Origin of the sequence: Actinomadura sp. GC306, assembly GCF_004348665.1 — a bacterium.
In the GTDB taxonomy this organism is placed as follows: domain Bacteria; phylum Actinomycetota; class Actinomycetes; order Streptosporangiales; family Streptosporangiaceae; genus Spirillospora.
The window spans coordinates 19,604-35,892 of sequence record NZ_SMKM01000006.1; the positions used below are offsets into that span (position 1 = coordinate 19,604).

Consider the following 16,289-nt stretch of genomic DNA (forward strand, 5'->3'; position numbering starts at 1 on the left):
GGTGGATAGGGCACACTGGTGTGTATGGAGGGACACAGTGGAGCGCCGTTCAGTTACGCCGAGACCAGGCCATACGAGGTGGCCGGGTCACTGAGTGAACTGCAGGGACCCGAGCATGGCGTCGTGGTGCTTCCGCTGGAGTTGGCGTGGGGTGGGCGAACCGAGTTCGACCTCGATGAGGACTACGATCGGTCGGCCGTATACAAGATCGTGTTGGAGGAGGGCGGTGCGGAGCATCAGCGGCGCCTGATCAACGGTCGGCTGCTGGTGGAGCACTGGGACGAGATCCTCCCGGCACGTCCAGTCCGAGCCCTGTGGGAACGGCGCTTCCCTCAGCTTCGGCATGCCGCCTGATGGATCGGTTCCAGTTCCGGTTGGTCGGCATAGCGCTGGATGTCGTCGGTGACCGGGGTTTCGTGCTGGGCGGTGGGCACGCCGTCCAGATGCACGGCATGGGCGCTCGTCCTTCAGAGGACATCGACCTGTTCTCTTCTCGACGAGGAAGCCCGGAGCAGGTCGCCGACGACGTCATCGCCGCCTATGCGAGCCAGGGACTGCGACCTGAAGTGGCCCGGCGCACCCCGGACCTCGTCCAGATGACGGTCACTGACTCAGATGGCAATGCCTGCAAAGTGGATCTCGGGGTGTTCTGGCGGGCGCACGCTCCGGTGATTCTGGAGGTCGGCCCGGTACTGCACCCTGACGATGCCGTGGCCGGCAAAATGGACGCTTTGTTCAACCGGTGGGCACCGCGCGACTTCCTGGACATCGATGCGGTCTTGGCCAGCGGACGTTATGACCATGACCGCCTCTTGGCCGTGGTCGCGGAGCACAACCCGGGCTTCGACATTGCCTTGTTCGCCGAGTCGCTCTCCTATCTGCACCGCATCCCTGACCGGGACTTCACGGCCTACGGCGTGCCCGTTGCGCAGATCGCAGTGATGAGAGACCGGTTTGCCGCCTGGGAACGAATGCTTGCACCGTAGGCAGTGACGCGAGCCGCTGCTTGCCGCGCCGACTTGGCGTTAGAAGCGGGCATTCCATACCCCGTATGGGCGGTATGTGACTTCTATGCCTCGGATGGCTGGAATGGGCATGTTAAGTGGCGACGGTCACCCACGGTATTTGGTGGTGAAGGGCGGGGAGTGTGAATCGTGGGAGATCAGAAGTGACTTGATCTTCCTTGAACTGGTGTCACCGGAGCGGAAGACAGGCTTCTGACCTGGGGTGATGTCTGAACGGCCTGTGCTGCCGGGTTGTTCGATCGTTTTCACACCGAAGAGGTCACTGGTTCGAACCCAGTATCGCCCACCTCAAGTTTTCGCAGGTCAGAGTGTCGCCTGCAGTGCGACCACGCTTGCCTCGTTGACCGCTTCGTAGCCTTGGGGGCCAACGGGGGAGCTTCGGGGACCCTGAAGAGATCACCGAGCCTCGCTCGGCACTCAGATGCGGTTTGTGACGGACCTTGTCGACTTGGTCGGCGTGGCGTTCCGATTCTGGCCGGCCATCCGGGCGGGCATTTTCAACCTGGTCAGGAGCGTCACCGAGAGTGGCGGCCCTTCGGGGTGAGCGGTTGGCGGCGCTAGGCCTTCTTCGCCTAGTGAGATCGGCCGCGCTGCCGGGAGCCGCGACTTGGGAGACGTCCATCGGCGATGGCGCGTTCTCTGAGAGAGCGTAGGCTGACGCGCTGGCCCATAGGATCAACGATGTGCCAAGCAGCCATGCCGGAGCAGTTACTGGTCCCCTTTACCACTGCGCCGGCATCATCGACCTTATCGAACGGGGTTCCCCCGACGGCTCGGAGGATGATGCCGCCTTCAGCGTCGATCTCGGCCCAGTGATCAGCGCCCTGGTGGGTCATCACAATGGAAGTGCCGGGTGCGATGACGCCCGCGTCGACCATTTTCGCGACGTGGGTCGTGCGGCGACGCCGCGGTGGTGTGCCTGAGGTCTCACTGGGGGGCCGGTCGAGGGCCTTAGGGTCCCAGATGAGGGCGCACAGCGTGAGCATCAGCCGCTGGCGGGTCTCCACGATCGTCATCATCTTGGCGTTCACCGCGAAGCGGTGCATGAGCTTTTGCAGATGATGCCTCTTGATAAACGTTTGAAGCTCGGGCTTGCGTTCTCCGTAGCCGGGGGCTAGGACTCCAAGCAGCGCGTTATGGCTGGAATAGTGGGGCAACTTCTCGGCGAGTGGCAGGTCATTGAGGCTGGAGTTGGTGCGTTTAGGAAGGAGTCCCAGCGCACCGAGTTGGTTGCGGCGAGCCCGGAAGGCGACCGGGTCGGGAATCTCAGCGGCAACGCGGCCGTGGTGCTTGGCCCAGAGGTGCTCGATATCGTATTTGTCGCTGCTCAACAGCTCAACGGTGTCGCAAGGATGTCCGATTCCGGTTTCGACGAACGCTGTGAGCCGCGCCAGGACGTAGCGGACCTGATGCGTGTTATTGGGGCGCAGTCCGAACGTCGAGGACTCCGAGAGCTCCAGCGGATCACCGGCCATCATTTCGGCCAGGCGCCCCATCAGCTCCTTGGAGGTCTGAACGCCGCGCAAGGAAGGAACAAGGTTGCCGTAGACAAGGTCGCCGACCTCGGACGGACTGACAGGCCGGTCCCGGAGTATCTGAAGGACATACCATCGGTCAATGAAGTCGCAAATCGCGCGCCCTTTTTCAGCGGCTTCCGAAAGGGTATCGGTCGGCTGGATGACCGCAAGAACAGCTGCAAGCTGCTCGGATAGGCCGTTGCGCTCGTTGAAATAGACTGTCTCATACCCTTCCTTCAGCGAGGTTCTGGCGACAAGGAAGGGCTTTGCCCGAGTGGCGATGTCCAGCAAGTTCTCCACGAATTCAAAGTAGTCGTGTTCCTTGCGTAGACCGAGGCGTTCGCTGTTCTTTCTCGCCCATACGTTGAGATTGGCTTCGATGTGCGACGTCTCGTCCTGGTCAGCGTAACGGGCAAGTAGTACGCACTTGATGAACTGGCTCGCGGTATCGGTGTCGGAACGGTCGATCGTCAGCTCGGCCAGCATCTGCCGCCAGCGGCGGTTCAACTCATCTGCGTTCTCCCCGACGTGCGAGAGTAGATGGCTCTTGAGAAGGTCCACCGGGGTCAGACGGGCACCCCGATCATTCATCGTCTCGAACATGCGGTAACCATGGTCGGCATCAGTCGCCTGGATCCCGGCGAGCATCACATACTTCAGAAGCCATGGCACGAAGTCCTCGTACTGATCGCTTTCGAACAGCTCATGAAGATGCTCGGTGATCTGACGGCTTCGCCGGACCAGGTTGCGAACTGACAGGGAGTCTCTGGGGGCGATATCCCAGTCGCGTCCGTCACCGAGGACGCGAAGCACCGGCGCAAGCTCGGCGATGCCGATGGTCAGCGTACGATCGCGACTGAAGACCGCACGGTCCAGTTCTGGCAGGCTGCGCCGCAGCTGCAGTTCTTTGGCGATGTTGCGCAGCTGCAGTAACAGTAGATGCAGGGTGATGAACCGCTGTTGCCCGTCGACAAGAAACCGCCTTTTCCCGCGTGCTCGCGGATCCTCCTCGTAGTACACGAACGGTCCAAGGAAGTAGGACGAAGCAGGAGACGGCCGCCGACGTCGCTGACGATCGGACTCGTAGTCGCGGAACGCCTCACGCAGATCCATGACTAGCGTACGGACCTCCTCCGCACCCCAGGTGTACTCACGCTGGTAGTAGTCGATCTCGTAGGAGACGTTGTCGAAGAGTTGCTCCAGACTGAACACGTCCGCGCTGACCCCGTGACCGCGCATGCCACCGTCCGATCTTGATGTCCAGACCCGGCAACTCTATTTAAGCGCGGACGCCAGAGATTTTCGATGGCCGTCACCGATTCGGAAGTTGGGTGGGTTCGGCTGGCCAGCCCGTCTCCCCGGCCGCGGGTGATCCATGATCCGGGCAAGGTCGTCGCGACCTGGCGGTGACGCTGGTGCTGGGCAGCGCGCAGTTGCGCATGCTGGGGAGTTCTGGAGCGCCCCGGCTTTGATGGAGAGGCCCTGATACCTGAAGGTGAAGGGCTATGACAGCCCCGAGGAAGTACTCCACAGAGCTGCGTGAACGCGCGGTCCGGATGGTGTTTGAGCTGCGTGAGCAGACCGATGTGAGGACCGGCTCGATCGCCCGGGTGGCCGACCAGCTCGGGACCTGGGGCCGGTATGCCGACGTCGATGGCGGGCAGCGCCCCGGGACCATGACCAGCGACGCACAAGGATCGCCGAACTGGAGCGGGAGAACCGTGAGTTGCGGCGGGCGAACGAGATCCTGAAGGCCGCCAGCGCTTATTTCACCCGGCAACCCGACCCGAAACTGCCGAGCTGGTCGAGTTCATCGATACTCACCGGGAGCAGTTCGGTGTCGAGCCGGTCTGCACGGTGCTGGAGTGTGCGCCCTCGACGTATTGGGCGGCCAGGAAACGCGAGCTGGAACCATCTGCTCGTGCGGTGCGTGCGAATCATCGAAGGATGATTCTGCGGGTGTCGGTAGGTCCCGGCCAGCGGGTTTATGGTGCGTGGAAGGTGTGGACGCAGCTGAAGCGTGAACTGGGCATCGCCGGGGCGAGCGCTGCCCGCAAGCGGCCCCGTACCCACCTCGGCGGGACCGATCGGCCAGGTGACCTGCTGGAACCCGACTTCACCGCGGACGCGCCCAACCGGCGGTGGGTCGCCGACATCATCTATGTCGACACCGCCGCCGGGTGGGCGTACACCGCGTTCGTCCAGGACCTGTTCTCCCGGGTCATTGCGGGGTGGCAGGTCGTCGCCCATTTGGGTGCCGAGCCGGATTTGGACGCGTTGGAGATGGCGATCTGGTCCCGCGGCGGCATCGGTGACGGACTGGTCCACCATTTCGATCGCGGCACGCAATACACCTGTAGTCGGTACGCCGAACGCTTTGATCAGATCGGCGCTGCCCGTTCGGTCGGCGACAAGAACGACTCCTTTGTGACGAGCTCCGACAGTTGCGGGCTTGGAGTCCGTCGAGCGGTATTTGCATGCGTCTTCTGCATACCCAGGCCGAGTCGGAGGCGCGGCCGAACTGGCAGCCCGGCCCGCCGCCGAAGCCCCTCCGATCGACATGCCTGAGCCCGACTCCTTGGCCTTCCCGGGTCACCAGGTGATGGGTAGGTCGGTCATGCCGCCGGTGAGGACGCCGTCCAGGTAGACCGGTTCGCCGGCGAGTTTCAGTTCGGGCAGTCGGCGGAAGAGGGTGGCGATGCCGACCTGGAGCTCCAGGCGGGCGAGTGGTGCGCCGAGGCAGTGGTGGATTCCATGGCTGAGGGTCAGGTGCGGGTTGCGGGCCCGTGTCACGTCGAATGCGTCGGAGCCGGTGAAGACGTCGTCGTCGTGGTTGGCGGTCGCCAGGTCGACGGCGACCGCGTCGCCGGCTTTGATAAGGACGCCGTCGAGTTCGACGTCCTCGGAGGCGACGAAGGGGACGAGGCCAGCAGAGCCGGTCATCTCGCGTCCGAGGGCGAAGCCGCCGTGTCGAAGAATCTCTTCGACCGCGGTCGGGATGACGCCGTCGATGTCGGCCATCAGGGCGGCGTGCTGGGCGGGATCGGCCAGCAGCGCCTGAACGCCGAGTTCGATGAAGTTCGCCGTGTTGTCGAATCCGCCGCCGACCAGCAGCATCGCGATCTGGATGATCTCGTCGTCGGTGAGTTGGTCGTCGGCGTCGCGGGCGGCGACGAGGGCGCTGAGCAGATCATCCTGCGGGTCGGTCCGCTTTCGCGTCATGAGTTCCTGCAGGTAGAGGTAGAGCGAGGTCATCGCGTCGGTGACCTCCTCCTCCGTCATGCCGGACGTGGCCAGCATCGCGTGACTCCACTGGACGAAGTTCGCCCGGCCCTCTTCCGGTACCCCGAGCATGTCGCCGATGACGCGGATGGGCAGCCGGAGGGCGAAGGAGTCGACCAGGTTGGCGGGCGGTCCCGTGTCGACCATCGCGTCGACCAGTTCGTCGGCGACCTCCTGCACCTTGCCGCGCAGCCGCTCGACGCGCCGCAGCGTGAACGCCTTGGAGACCAGACGCCGGAACCGCGTGTGGTCGGGCGGGTCCATGAACTGCAGCGTCTGCGTGAGGAAGGCGGGGAACTCGAAGGCGTAGGGGACCGGACGGCCTTCGGTGAAGGGCTTGCGTACGAAGCGGCGGTCCTCGAGAACGGCCCGGCATGTCTCGTGCCGATGGACCATCCAGCAGTCACCGCCGATGGGGAAGGAGACCTTCGTCATCGGGCGGTCGGTGCGGATCGCCCGCATGATCTGCAGGGCTTCTGCGGGAGGGACCGGGCCGAAGGGGAAGTCGGCTTTGGTGACGCTCATGGTGGTGCTTTCTCCTGGTCTGGTGCGCGGGTCAGCTGGGCTCGATGGGAGTGCCGGTCTCGTCACGGATGGTGATGGCCGAGGTCGGACACAGCTCAAGGGCTTCGACGACGTCCTCGGAAGGAGCGATCGACTCGGTGGCCGGCCGGGACTTGCCCCCGTCGAGGACGAAGTGGTCAGCGGCGACGTTCACGCACATCTGGTTGCCGATGCAGCGTTGCCGATCGACCTCGATGGTCCACCGTGGCCCGCTCATGACGGCTCCTCGGTCGTGTCGAAGAAGATGTGGTCTTCGGGGACGGGGGAGCGGAGCATCGTCCAGTAGTCCACGAGTCGCCATGGGCAACTGATCCACGCGCGGCCGGACTCGTTGCGGTAGTAGCCGTGCCGCCGTGCCGCCGTGCCGCCAGACCGTCTTGTCGAGTGCCTCGTCGACTCTGCGGTTGTACTCGTCCGTCACGTCGCGCCTGGGCTCCATGGCGGAACGGGAGTTCTCGATGAGGTACTGCAGGCACTCGATGACGTAATGGACGTGCCCTTCGCTGACGGAGTTGTGCCCGCCGCCGTGGTTCGGGGCGGAGTTCGGGCCCGCCGTGACGAAGAAGTTAGGGAAACCGGGGACGGTGATGCCGAGATGGGCGCGCGGGTCGTTTCCGGCCCACTCGTCGGCGAGCTTCCGCCCGTCCCGGCCGATCACATCCATGAACGAAAGGAATTCGAGCTTGAATCCGGTCGCGAAGACGATGACGTCCGCCTTGATGAACTCGTTCTCGGTGGTCGTCACGCCGTTCGGTTCGATGCGCAGGAACGAGGCGCGGTGCAGGGAGACGTTGGCGCGGGCCAGGGCCGCGAGGAAGCCCGGGTCTTTGACGATGCGCTTGGCGTACGGCGGGAAGTCGGGAGTGAGGGCCGCTCGGATGTCCGGCCGGTCGGGGAAGGTGCGCTCCAGGTGGTCCAGGCATGCACGCAGGACGATGTCGTTGGCGGCGGAGACGGACGGACGATCCGCGCCCCATTCGGGATCGATACGCGGTTTGTCCCAGCCCTTGTCACCGGCGTACCAGTACGTCTTCACACGGAACCACTGCTGGTAGTAGGGGATGTTGGCCATGGCCCAGCGCGCGGCCTCGGGTACGGCCTTGTCCACCATGGGTTCGGCCACCATCCAGTGGGGCTGGCGGAACACGACGTGGAGGTCTCCGACCTTGTCGGCCAGACTCGCAGCGACCTGGACGGCCGTGCAGCCGGTGCCCAGCATGACGACCCGCTTGCCCGTCAGGTCCACGTCCGGATCCCACTCGGCCGTGTGCATGACAGTGCCCTCAAAGGAGTCCCGGCCTTCGATGTCGGGCTCCGAGGGCGCGTTGAGCATGCCCGTGGCGGTCACGACCGCGTTCGCTTCGTACACCTGGACGGAGTCGTCGGCGGCCTGGACCGTTACCCGCCAGCGGCAGGACTCCCCGTCCCATTCGCAGCTCAGGACCTTCGTCCGGAACGCGATGTTGCGGCGGAGGCCGTACTTGTCGACGACGTGCCGCATGTAGTCCAGGTACTCGGGTCCGGTCGGGTAGTACATCGACCAGTCCGGGTTCAGTTCGAAGGAGTAGGAGTAGAAATGGCTGGGGGTGTCGACGGCCGCGCCGGGGTAGACGTTGCGCGACCAGGTGCCGCCGATGTCGTCGCGCTCTTCGAAGATCAAGTAGTCGAAACCGGCCTCGGCCAGTTTCACGCCGGCGTTCAGCCCGACCATTCCCGCGCCGATGACGATGACGCGGAAGCCCTCCGGCGGGGTCTTCGTGACGGGCACGTGCCGCCGGGCAGGCTCGAAGCCGCACATTTCTCGCAGGTGCGCAGCGAACTCCTCCCCTACGGCGTCGTCCACGCACACTTCGGCCATGCGCCGGAAGAGGTCGTCGTCGGGCACGGTCAGCCGAGGCGCCATTCCGCCTTCCAGGAGCGCGAGCGCCCGTTCGCGGACCGCGGCCGCGACCGCCTCCGGGTACCGGCCGGCGACGGCCGGAGTCTCGCCGCGCTCGGTGTCGAGCATGGCCTGGAACTCCGGCAGCAGTGAGGTGTCGCCGGTGGTGTGGACCAGGGCCATCAAAAGCGGGCCGGGTTCGGCGGCGGCCACGGCCTCCCGCAGGCGATCGCGATCCACGTCCGGCACCGGCCCCACGACGTAGGTGGGTTCGGTCGGTGAGACAACGGTCATGGGCACCGGTTCCTTCATTATTCGGCGAGCGCGCGTGCGCCACCGGCGTCGCGGTATGCGCTGGGGCGCTGACCATCAGGAAAACGCTTGCGAGCGCACCTGTGCAGCACTGTCGCCCAGTGAGTGGAACACTTCGTCCGGGCGCTCCCCGAAAGGCTTCTATCCCTTGGTGAATTGCACAAGAAATCCCATTCCCAGATTTGCCCCGGGGCTGGAAGCCCTGCTCGGATCAGACGAGCACGCGTCGGCGGGCCAGGCGCCAGCCCGCGCCTTCCCGATGCAGGTCGTCGTGGTACTGCCCGAATGCGAGCAGCCGGCCGGCGCCGTCCTCGCCCCTGCCGATCAGGGTCCAGTAGCAGCGGGACCGTGCCGAATCGGGCCCGTCGAAGTCGACCTCGACGTTCGTGATCACGTGCCGGGTCCCGGATGCGGGCCCGGCCAGGCCCTTCTCGCGGTAGCCGGTCAGCGCCCGGGTGATCTCCGCCGGTCCCTGGAAGGTGCTGTCATGGGTCTCCCACGTGCCGTCCGTGGTGAACAGCGCTCCCGCCTCGGCGGGGTCCCCCTCGTCGGCGAGGAAGGCGAAGCGGGACAGCAGGTCGGAGATCTCGGTGTGGTCGTCGGCGCGGCCGGTTCGGTTCGGCACTGTGCTCAGTTCTCCTTCTTGAGGTCGGCGGCGACCGCTCGGACCGCTTCGGCGATGGGGACGAACGGGTGCCCGGACGGCTCGAACGGGCCCTCGTGCATGCGGTTGTGGCAGATCGACACGGCGAGGCCGGTGTCGAGTTCCGCCCAGGAGATCGACCCGCCCGCTCCGGGGTGGTGCAGGATGCGCGGGTCCGGGCCGACGGCGGGGTTCGCCGCCGGGCTGGAGCCGCCCAGCCAGTAGCCGAACGCGCTCACGTGCGCGACGCCGCCGAGGTACCGGTCGGGGACGCCGGCCTCGTCGCGCGGTTCGGTGAAACCGTCCACCCGGTCCGCGGGCAGGAGCCGGACGCCGTCCAGCTCGCCGTGCCCGGCGAGCATCGCGAAGAACCGGGCGAAGGACCGCGCGTCGCCGATCGCGCCGGCACCCGGGTTGACCGTCCGCCGCGCCAGTTCGGTGCCGTAGACCGTCGAGCCGGGGAAGACCTGGCGCGGCATGCCGCGCAGGTTCGGCCGGCGCGTCGGGCCCCGGATCGCCGCCGATCAGGCGGGCGACCCGTGCGTCCTCCGACGCCGGCAGCGGCAGGAAGAGGTCGGTGATGCCGAGGGGTTCGGTGATCTCCTCGCGGATCAGCGCGTCGATGGTCCGGTCCGCCGGGTCGGCGCGCCGCGCGATCTCCCCGACGATCCAGCCCCAGATCAGCGCGTGGTAGGCGTTGGTGCGGCCGGGCTCGAACGCCGGCTCCAGGTCGGCGATGGCGCGGACCATCCAGTCCCAGTCGGCCTGCCTCTCGGGCGTGACCGCTTCGGGCATCCACGGGATGCCCGCGCGATGGCTGAGCACGTCCCGGACGGTGGTGGCCTCCTTGCCGTTGCGGGCGAACTCCGGCCAGTACCGCCCGACCGGCGAGCGGTACTCGACCAGTCCGCGTGCGGCCAGGATGTGCAGCGCCGTCGCGGTGACGGCCTTGGTCACCGAGAAGACGTTGAACAGGGTCGAACCGTCGACCTCGCGACCGGTCTCAGGGTCGGCGGACCCGGCCCACGCGTCGACGATCAGCTCGCCGTCCAGGTAGGCGGCGACCTGGACACCCTCCTCACCGAGTTCGCGCGCCCGGTCGAGGGCCTTGGCGATCCTCGGATCCTGTGCTGGTGCGGCACCCATGCTGTGCCCCTTTCTCAGTGGAGGACGGCGGCGGGCGGGCAGGAGCACGCCCGCCAAAGGTCAGGTGGTGCGATCGGCCGTCAGGACGTCGAACATCTCCCGCGGGTCCTGCGGCTCGGTGCGCCGCGTGAGATGGTCCGCGCGCGCTCGCAGCGCGTCCGCTCCGCGCGCGTCGTCGGAGAACACCCAGAAGTGGCCGGCCGCGATCTGGTCGAGCATGTGCCGGGCGGCGGCGACCGGGTCGAGCCCGCTCGCGACGTTGGCCTCCTGCATCCAGGTGAAGAGGCGCTCCGAGTCGGGGTCCCCGGCCGGCGCCGCCTGCTGTGCGTCGACGAAGATGCGGCTGCGCACCGAGTGCGGCAGGACGGCGCAGACCTGGACGGGCGCTTCGGCCACCCGCAGTTCCTGATGCAGGCATTCGGTCATCGCGAGGACGGCGTGCTTGCTGACGATGTAGGGGGCCTGGAACGGCACGGTCCGCACCCCGCCCACCGACGACAGGTTGGCCACGACGGCCGGGCGTCCGGCGGCGAGCATGCGCGGGACGAACGAACGCACGCAGTGGTACACCCCGTCGACGTTGACGGACATGACCTGCCGCCAGCGCGCGACGGGGACGTCCCACAGGCGCCCGGCCGTCTCGATCCCGGCGTTGTTGATCAGCAGTTCCAGAGAGCCGAACTCGGCGAAGACGTGCGCCGCCATCCGCTCGACGGCCTCGTCGTCGGTGACGTCCACCTCGTAGGGGACGGCATGGCCGCCCGCGTCGCAGAGGTCGTCCGCGACGGCCTCGGCCCGGGAGCGGTCGACGTCCGCGACGACGACCCGCGTTCCGAGCGCGGCCAGATGGCGGACGAAGCCCTCTCCGATGCCGGCGCCGCCGCCCGTCACCAGCGCCGTTCCGTTCCCGAACCGCTCGGCTGCACTCGCCATACGTCCTCCTGCGGGCTTTCCGGTGTCGCGGCGCCCGGATCACCCGGCCGCGCACCGGCCCACCGTGGCCGATCGCACCGGACGGTGTGGAGCGCGTCTCCCACTGGGCGGACGGTTCATCCCGATGTTCCGGTCGGTGGACACCGCCTGCGCGGCGATTACGCTGGTTACCTAAGCTCGGATCCGCGTTCACGATGCACGACAGGAGAGGGGACCCGGTGTGAAGACCCCGGTGCGGCGGACGCTGACCGAGCGCCGGTCCGATGAGCTGCGGATGTCCGTGGCGGTGGCGGCGCGGGACCTGTTCGTGCTCGACGGCGGGACCGGGCCCACGGTCGACGACATATGCCGGCGGGCCGGAATCTCCCAGCGGACCTTCTACCGGCACTTCGCCGTCAAGGAGGACGTCGTCGTGCCGCTGTTCGAGCGCGCGGCAGAGCTGATCACCGAGGCGCTGGAGGCGGCGCCCGACGGCGGCGACGTCGTCACCGACCTGGCCCGGGCGTTCTGCTGGGGCGTGTTCGAGGAGAGCGGCCCCGGCGAGACATGGAGCGGGTTCCTCTCCGTGCTGATGGACTCGTCGGAGTACCGGCTCCGCTGGCACGCGATCGACGAACCGCTGACGAAACCGGTCTCCGCGTTCCTGCGGCGCCGCGGACTGGGCAGTGATGGGCAGTTCGAGTGCGTCCTGCAGGCGGGGCTCATCCTGCAGGGCGTCCGGCTCGCCTACCACCACTGGATCCGCACGGACACCTCCCAGGATCTGGACAAGCTGCTGGAACAGGCGCTGACGACCGTGGTGTCGGCCTGGGACGGGATCGATCAGCCGCGCTGAGAGGCGTCCGCGGATCGCGGGGCCCCCACCCGGAGGACGGTCCTGGAGCGGCTCCCGCCTCGGCCCCCGACCGCGGCCGCCCAGATGTCGGCCGCGGTGCCGCGGAGGGAGCCACCGAGCCGCTCCGGTTTCAGCACGCTGATCGGTCCGGTGATCGACAGCGCCGCCGTGGCGCGGTCGGTCGGGCCGATCGCGGCGGCGATCGAGGCGAATCCGGGGACCGTGCCGTGCGCGTCCACGGCGACGCCGTAGTCGCGGATCTTGTCCAACTCCCGTTCGAGTTCGGCGAGGGACCGCGGCCCGTAGGCGGTGGGCGGGGCCGCCAACTCGGTGTCGGGCCGGTCCACCGGAGCGAGTCCGGCGAGCAGGCTGCGGCCGGCCGCCGTGTGCTGGGCGGGCTGGCGGGCGCCGACCTGCCAGCACTCGCGATCGTCCGGACGCCCGCCGATCCGCTCGATGTGCAGGATGTCGGCCTCGCGCAGGACGCTCAGGTGAATCAGGAGGCCCGTGCGCAGGTGCAGTTCCTGCATGAAGGGGACGGCGACGCGGCGGATCCCGTCCCCCCGGACGACCAGCGAGCCGAGTTCGAAGATGCGCAGCCCGAGCCCGTACTCGTATCCGTGTCGCTCCACCCAGCCCAGCTCGACGAGCCGCTGCAGGATCCGGTGCGCCGACGATCGAGGCAGGCTCGACCTCCGGGAGATCTGGGCCAGCGTCAGCCGCCGCGAGCCGTCGAACACCCCGAGGAGCGACGAGACGCGGTCGATCATCGCCGCCGGCGCCTGTTCCGCCCGCGATGAGGTCATGGCACCTCCCAGCGCGCATGCTTTGGCAGTTTCTGCTGACATGGCAGATTCTGTCATGAGGGAGTGATGTTATTCACTGTTCACACAGCTGTAAAGGGCATGCGAGCACGCGATGTCGCCTGGTGGCCCGGGCACTGGCCCGGCCGACGAGCGGTTCTCCCGTCCCGCGGTCGGCGCGGTGCTTCCGGGGCTCCTCGGCGGCGAATGCCTCCGGCCACGGAACCTCCCGCCCACTGGGAGGTTCCATGGCCGCCCGCCCCGCCGCGACCTAGCGTCGTTCTCCAGGAGATGCACGTGACGACCGGACGGTGCTCGCACCGCATTCCCGCCCTGTCCGGCTCCGCCGGGCCCTGATCCTGGAGTTCTCCCGTGACCACATCCCGGCAAACCCCGGACGACGAGGTCCGCGTGATCGAGGCGGCCGCGCCGCCGACCAGGCACGTGCGCGGCCGGCTGGCGCTGTGACCGATATCGGGGCCTGCACGGTGACGGTCCTCGACGTCATCGAGGAGACCCGGGACGCCCGGTCGCTGGTGCTCGAAGCGCCCGAGGATGTGCGCGACCGGTTCGGCTACCGGCCGGGCCAGTTTCTGACGTTGCGGATACCGGCCGCCGGAGGTTCCGGAACCGCCCGCTGCTACTCGCTGTCCAGCGCACCGGGCGTGGATCCGCACATGAAGATCACGGTGAAGCGGGTCTCCGGCGGCACCGGGTCGAACTGGATCTGCGACCACGTCCGCCCGGGCGACACCCTCCAGGTGCTGCCCCCGGCGGGCCTGTTCACGCCGGAGCGGCTGGACGGCCGCCTCTTCCTCTTCGCCGGCGGCAGCGGCATCACCCCGGTGATGTCCATCATCAAGGCCGTGCTGGCGCGCCCCGAGGGGAGCGCGGTGCTGTGCTACGCCAACCGCGACGAGTCGTCGGTGATCTTCGCCGCCGAACTGCGCCGGCTGGTGGAGCGCCATCCCGGGCGGCTCCAGGTCGTCCACTGGCTGGAAAGCGTCCAAGGGCTGCCCACTGCCGCCGCCCTGGCCGCTCTCGCCGCCCCGCACGCGGACCGGGACGCCGCGCTCGTCTGCGGTCCGGAACCGTTCATGGACGCGGTCGCGGACGCGATGCGAGACGTCGGCCTGCCACGGGAAAGAGTGATCGTGGAGCGCTTCCATTCGCTCACCGGCGACCCGTTCGCCGAGCCCGAGCCGCTTCCCGCGGCGTCCGGCGGCGATGCCGGAGCACGGGTCACGGTCACTCTCGACGGCGAGCGGCACTCCCTCCCCTGGCCGTCCGGGACTCCGTTGCTCGACGTCCTGCTGGCCAATGGCATCAGGGCGCCGTTCTCCTGCCGGGAGGGCGCCTGCAGCGCCTGCGCCTGCCAGGTCGTGTCCGGCGAGGTGAAGATGCTGCGCAACGACGTCCTCGAAGAAGAGGACCTCGCGGAGGGCTGGGTCCTGGGCTGCCAGTCGCTGCCGGTGACCGAGGACGTCGAAGTCACCTACGACTGAACGGGGCCGGCCGGCCCTGCCGGGGAAATCCGAACAAGGGCTCGGCGGCATGCCGCCGAGCCCTTCTTCCAGGGGAGCGGTCCGCTACCGCGTCGGGACGGGCCGGGCCGCGGCGTGGCGGGCCGCGACGTAACCGAAGGCGATCGCGGGACCGATCGTCGCGCCGGCTCCGGCGTACTCGTTGCCCATCACCGAGGCGGAAGCGTTGCCGGTGGTGTAGAGACCTTCGACGGCACTGCCGTCGGCGCGCACGACGCGGGCGTGCTCGTCGGTGACGAGGCCGCCCTTGGTGCCCAGGTCGCCGGCCTCGATGCGGACCGCGTAGTAGGGGCCGCCGCCGATCTCGTCGAGGTTCGGGTTCGGCAGCGTCGGGTCGCCGTAGTAGTGGTCGTAGGCGCTGTCGCCGCGGCCGAAGTCCTCGTCGCGGCCGTTGCGGGCGAAACCGTTGAAGCGCCGCACCGTGGCCTTAAGCGCGTCCGCCGGCACGCCGATGCGGCGGGCGAGTTCGCCGAGGTCGCCGGCCTTGGTGACCAGGCCGCTGGTGTACCAGTCACGAGGGAACGGCCGCCCCGGCATGATTCCGGCGAAGTGGTAGCGGCTGCGCGCCTTCGCGTCGAAGATCTCGTACGCGGGGACGTGGCCCCCCTCCAGCTGCGTGTGCACGAAGTTCACGTAGGGCGCCGCCTCGTTCGTGAACCGCTCGCCCTTCTGGTCCACGATCACCATCCGGGGGATGCAGCGTTCGGTGACCAGTGGGAAGACCGAGCCGCCGGGCAGTCGGACGGAGGGCATCCACCACGCGTCCTCCATGAGGTCCAGCGCGGCTCCGGCCCGATGGCCGATGCGGATGCCGTCACCGACGTTGCTGCGCGCCCCCGCGCTGAAGTCCTCCCGGCCGAGTTCCGGGAGATGCTCCTTGCGCAGCTCGGAGTCGTGGTCGAAGCCGCCGGTGGCGATGACGACACCGCACCTGGCCCGCACGCGCAGGGGGCGGCCCTCGCGTTCGATCACGGCGCCGATCACGCGGCCGTCCTCGACGACCAGGTCGTTGAGCGGCGTGTTCAGCCACAGGGGGATCCGCAGGTCCTGCATCGTCAGCCGCAGCCGGACGACGAGCGAGGCGCCGAGGGTCTTCATGTGGCGGCGCCGCACGAGATTGCTCAGCACCCGCCAGGCGGCGACGCGCAGCATCCACTTGCCGGACCAGGTGCGCCGGAACATCAGCAGCTGCCGCCCCTCGTATCCGGTGAACCACAGGCCCATCGGGGACGGCAGCTCCGCCTCCAGCAGGAACTCCTCGTCGGCGCCGAGCCGCCGCGCGTCGATCGGCCGCGGCTCGATGGTCCGTCCGAGGGGCTGCCCGCCCGGCGCCTCCGGGTGGTAGTCGGAGTAGCCGGGACACCAGCTGAAGTCCATGTGCCGGCTGACCCGGTGGAGCATCTCCATCGCCGCGGGGCCCTGGGCCACGTAGGCGTCCAGCCGGGCGGCGGGCACGCGGTCCCCGATGATCGCCCGCAGGTACCGGCGGACCTCCTCGGGGTCGTCCTCGCGGCCCAGCCGCTTCAGCGTGGGGTTGTTAGGGATCCAGATCCCGCCGCCGGACAGGGCGGTCGATCCGCCGTAGCGGGGCGCCTTCTCGATGACGAGCGCGGACAGTCCCGCGTCGTGGGCGGCGATGGCGCCGGCCATCCCGCCGGCGCCGCTGCCGGCCAGCAGGATGTCGACCTCGTGGTCCCAGCCCGGGGGACTGGACGTCATGGGGTGCCTCCGATCGGGCATCGCGAAGAATCCGGCTCACCATCGATTCTTCGCAGGTGGGAAAGCTCGGACGATGCGCTCTCCCGA

The 16,289-nt window shown here is 68.0% G+C and carries 13 protein-coding genes; 5 read left to right on the forward strand and 8 right to left on the reverse strand.

The features are described 5' to 3' along the window. Positions 1-123: 123 nt before the first annotated feature. Positions 124-354: a hypothetical protein gene (locus E1200_RS01795; protein WP_207933045.1), complete on the forward strand. Its 231-nt coding sequence runs from the start codon at positions 124-126 to the stop codon at positions 352-354. Further along, the gene (locus tag E1200_RS01800; protein WP_131949980.1) at positions 354-986 is read left to right on the forward strand and encodes a nucleotidyl transferase AbiEii/AbiGii toxin family protein; all 633 of its coding nucleotides are present in this window, start codon (positions 354-356) and stop codon (positions 984-986) included. The genes E1200_RS01795 and E1200_RS01800 overlap by 1 nt, the downstream gene beginning before the upstream one ends. 611 nt (positions 987-1,597) lie before the next feature. Here E1200_RS01800 and E1200_RS01805 read toward each other — a convergent pair. Beyond that, positions 1,598-3,754, reverse strand: coding sequence for a DUF262 domain-containing protein (locus E1200_RS01805; protein ID WP_165950161.1), 2,157 nt, complete (start codon positions 3,752-3,754; stop codon positions 1,598-1,600). 789 nt (positions 3,755-4,543) lie between these two features. Here E1200_RS01805 and E1200_RS01810 point away from each other — a divergent pair. Beyond that, positions 4,544-5,110, forward strand: coding sequence for a DDE-type integrase/transposase/recombinase (locus E1200_RS01810; protein WP_207933051.1), 567 nt, complete (start codon positions 4,544-4,546; stop codon positions 5,108-5,110). A gap of 24 nt (positions 5,111-5,134) precedes the next feature. Here the strand turns inward: E1200_RS01810 and E1200_RS01815 are convergent, their stop codons facing one another. From E1200_RS01815 to E1200_RS01840, 5 genes are all read right to left on the reverse strand, one after another. Next, positions 5,135-6,349 (reverse strand): cytochrome P450, encoded by a 1,215-nt coding sequence (locus E1200_RS01815; protein WP_131949983.1) that lies wholly within the window; start codon positions 6,347-6,349, stop codon positions 5,135-5,137. A 31-nt stretch (positions 6,350-6,380) separates the two neighbouring features. Next, entirely contained in the window at positions 6,381-8,561 is a 2,181-nt protein-coding gene (locus E1200_RS01825; protein ID WP_207933053.1) for an NAD(P)-binding domain-containing protein, read from the reverse strand. Between the two features lie 229 nt (positions 8,562-8,790). Then, complete coding sequence (locus E1200_RS01830; RefSeq protein ID WP_165950163.1) at positions 8,791-9,204, reverse strand: nuclear transport factor 2 family protein; 414 nt, start codon at positions 9,202-9,204, stop codon at positions 8,791-8,793. A gap of 5 nt (positions 9,205-9,209) precedes the next feature. Then, positions 9,210-9,737, reverse strand: coding sequence for a serine hydrolase (locus tag E1200_RS34285; protein ID WP_347813196.1), 528 nt, complete (start codon positions 9,735-9,737; stop codon positions 9,210-9,212). 691 nt (positions 9,738-10,428) lie between these two features. Beyond that, on the reverse strand, positions 10,429-11,301 hold the full coding sequence (locus E1200_RS01840) for an SDR family NAD(P)-dependent oxidoreductase (RefSeq protein ID WP_131949985.1): 873 nt from the start codon (positions 11,299-11,301) through the stop codon (positions 10,429-10,431). Between the two features lie 220 nt (positions 11,302-11,521). Here E1200_RS01840 and E1200_RS01845 point away from each other — a divergent pair, with 220 nt between their 5' ends. After that, entirely contained in the window at positions 11,522-12,136 is a 615-nt protein-coding gene (locus E1200_RS01845; RefSeq protein WP_131949986.1) for a TetR/AcrR family transcriptional regulator, read from the forward strand. Here E1200_RS01845 and E1200_RS01850 read toward each other — a convergent pair. Continuing rightward, positions 12,124-12,942 carry an IclR family transcriptional regulator gene (locus E1200_RS01850; RefSeq protein WP_165950164.1) on the reverse strand — a complete coding sequence of 273 codons (819 nt, stop codon included), beginning with the start codon at positions 12,940-12,942 and terminating at the stop codon, positions 12,124-12,126. The two genes, E1200_RS01845 and E1200_RS01850, sit on opposite strands and share 13 nt — an antisense overlap. A gap of 461 nt (positions 12,943-13,403) precedes the next feature. Between E1200_RS01850 and E1200_RS01855 the strand changes: the two genes are divergently transcribed. Further along, positions 13,404-14,444: a ferredoxin--NADP reductase gene (locus E1200_RS01855; protein ID WP_131949988.1), complete on the forward strand. Its 1,041-nt coding sequence runs from the start codon at positions 13,404-13,406 to the stop codon at positions 14,442-14,444. Between the two features lie 84 nt (positions 14,445-14,528). On the opposite strand, the gene E1200_RS01860 is transcribed toward E1200_RS01855, so the two are convergent. Beyond that, positions 14,529-16,202: an FAD-binding protein gene (locus E1200_RS01860; protein WP_131949989.1), complete on the reverse strand. Its 1,674-nt coding sequence runs from the start codon at positions 16,200-16,202 to the stop codon at positions 14,529-14,531. Positions 16,203-16,289: the final 87 nt, after the last annotated feature.

Bases quoted from the DNA above. Each gene is read 5' to 3' on its own strand.
- E1200_RS01815 (WP_131949983.1), bottom strand. From the start codon at position 6,349: ATGAGCGTCACCAAAGCCGACTTCCCCTTCGGCCCGGTCCCTCCCGCA.
- E1200_RS01850 (WP_165950164.1), bottom strand. From the start codon at position 12,942: ATGACCTCATCGCGGGCGGAACAGGCGCCGGCGGCGATGATCGACCGC.
- E1200_RS01825 (WP_207933053.1), bottom strand. From the start codon at position 8,561: ATGACCGTTGTCTCACCGACCGAACCCACCTACGTCGTGGGGCCGGTG.
- E1200_RS01840 (WP_131949985.1), bottom strand. From the start codon at position 11,301: ATGGCGAGTGCAGCCGAGCGGTTCGGGAACGGAACGGCGCTGGTGACG.
- E1200_RS01800 (WP_131949980.1), top strand. From the start codon at position 354: ATGGATCGGTTCCAGTTCCGGTTGGTCGGCATAGCGCTGGATGTCGTC.
- E1200_RS01860 (WP_131949989.1), bottom strand. From the start codon at position 16,202: ATGACGTCCAGTCCCCCGGGCTGGGACCACGAGGTCGACATCCTGCTG.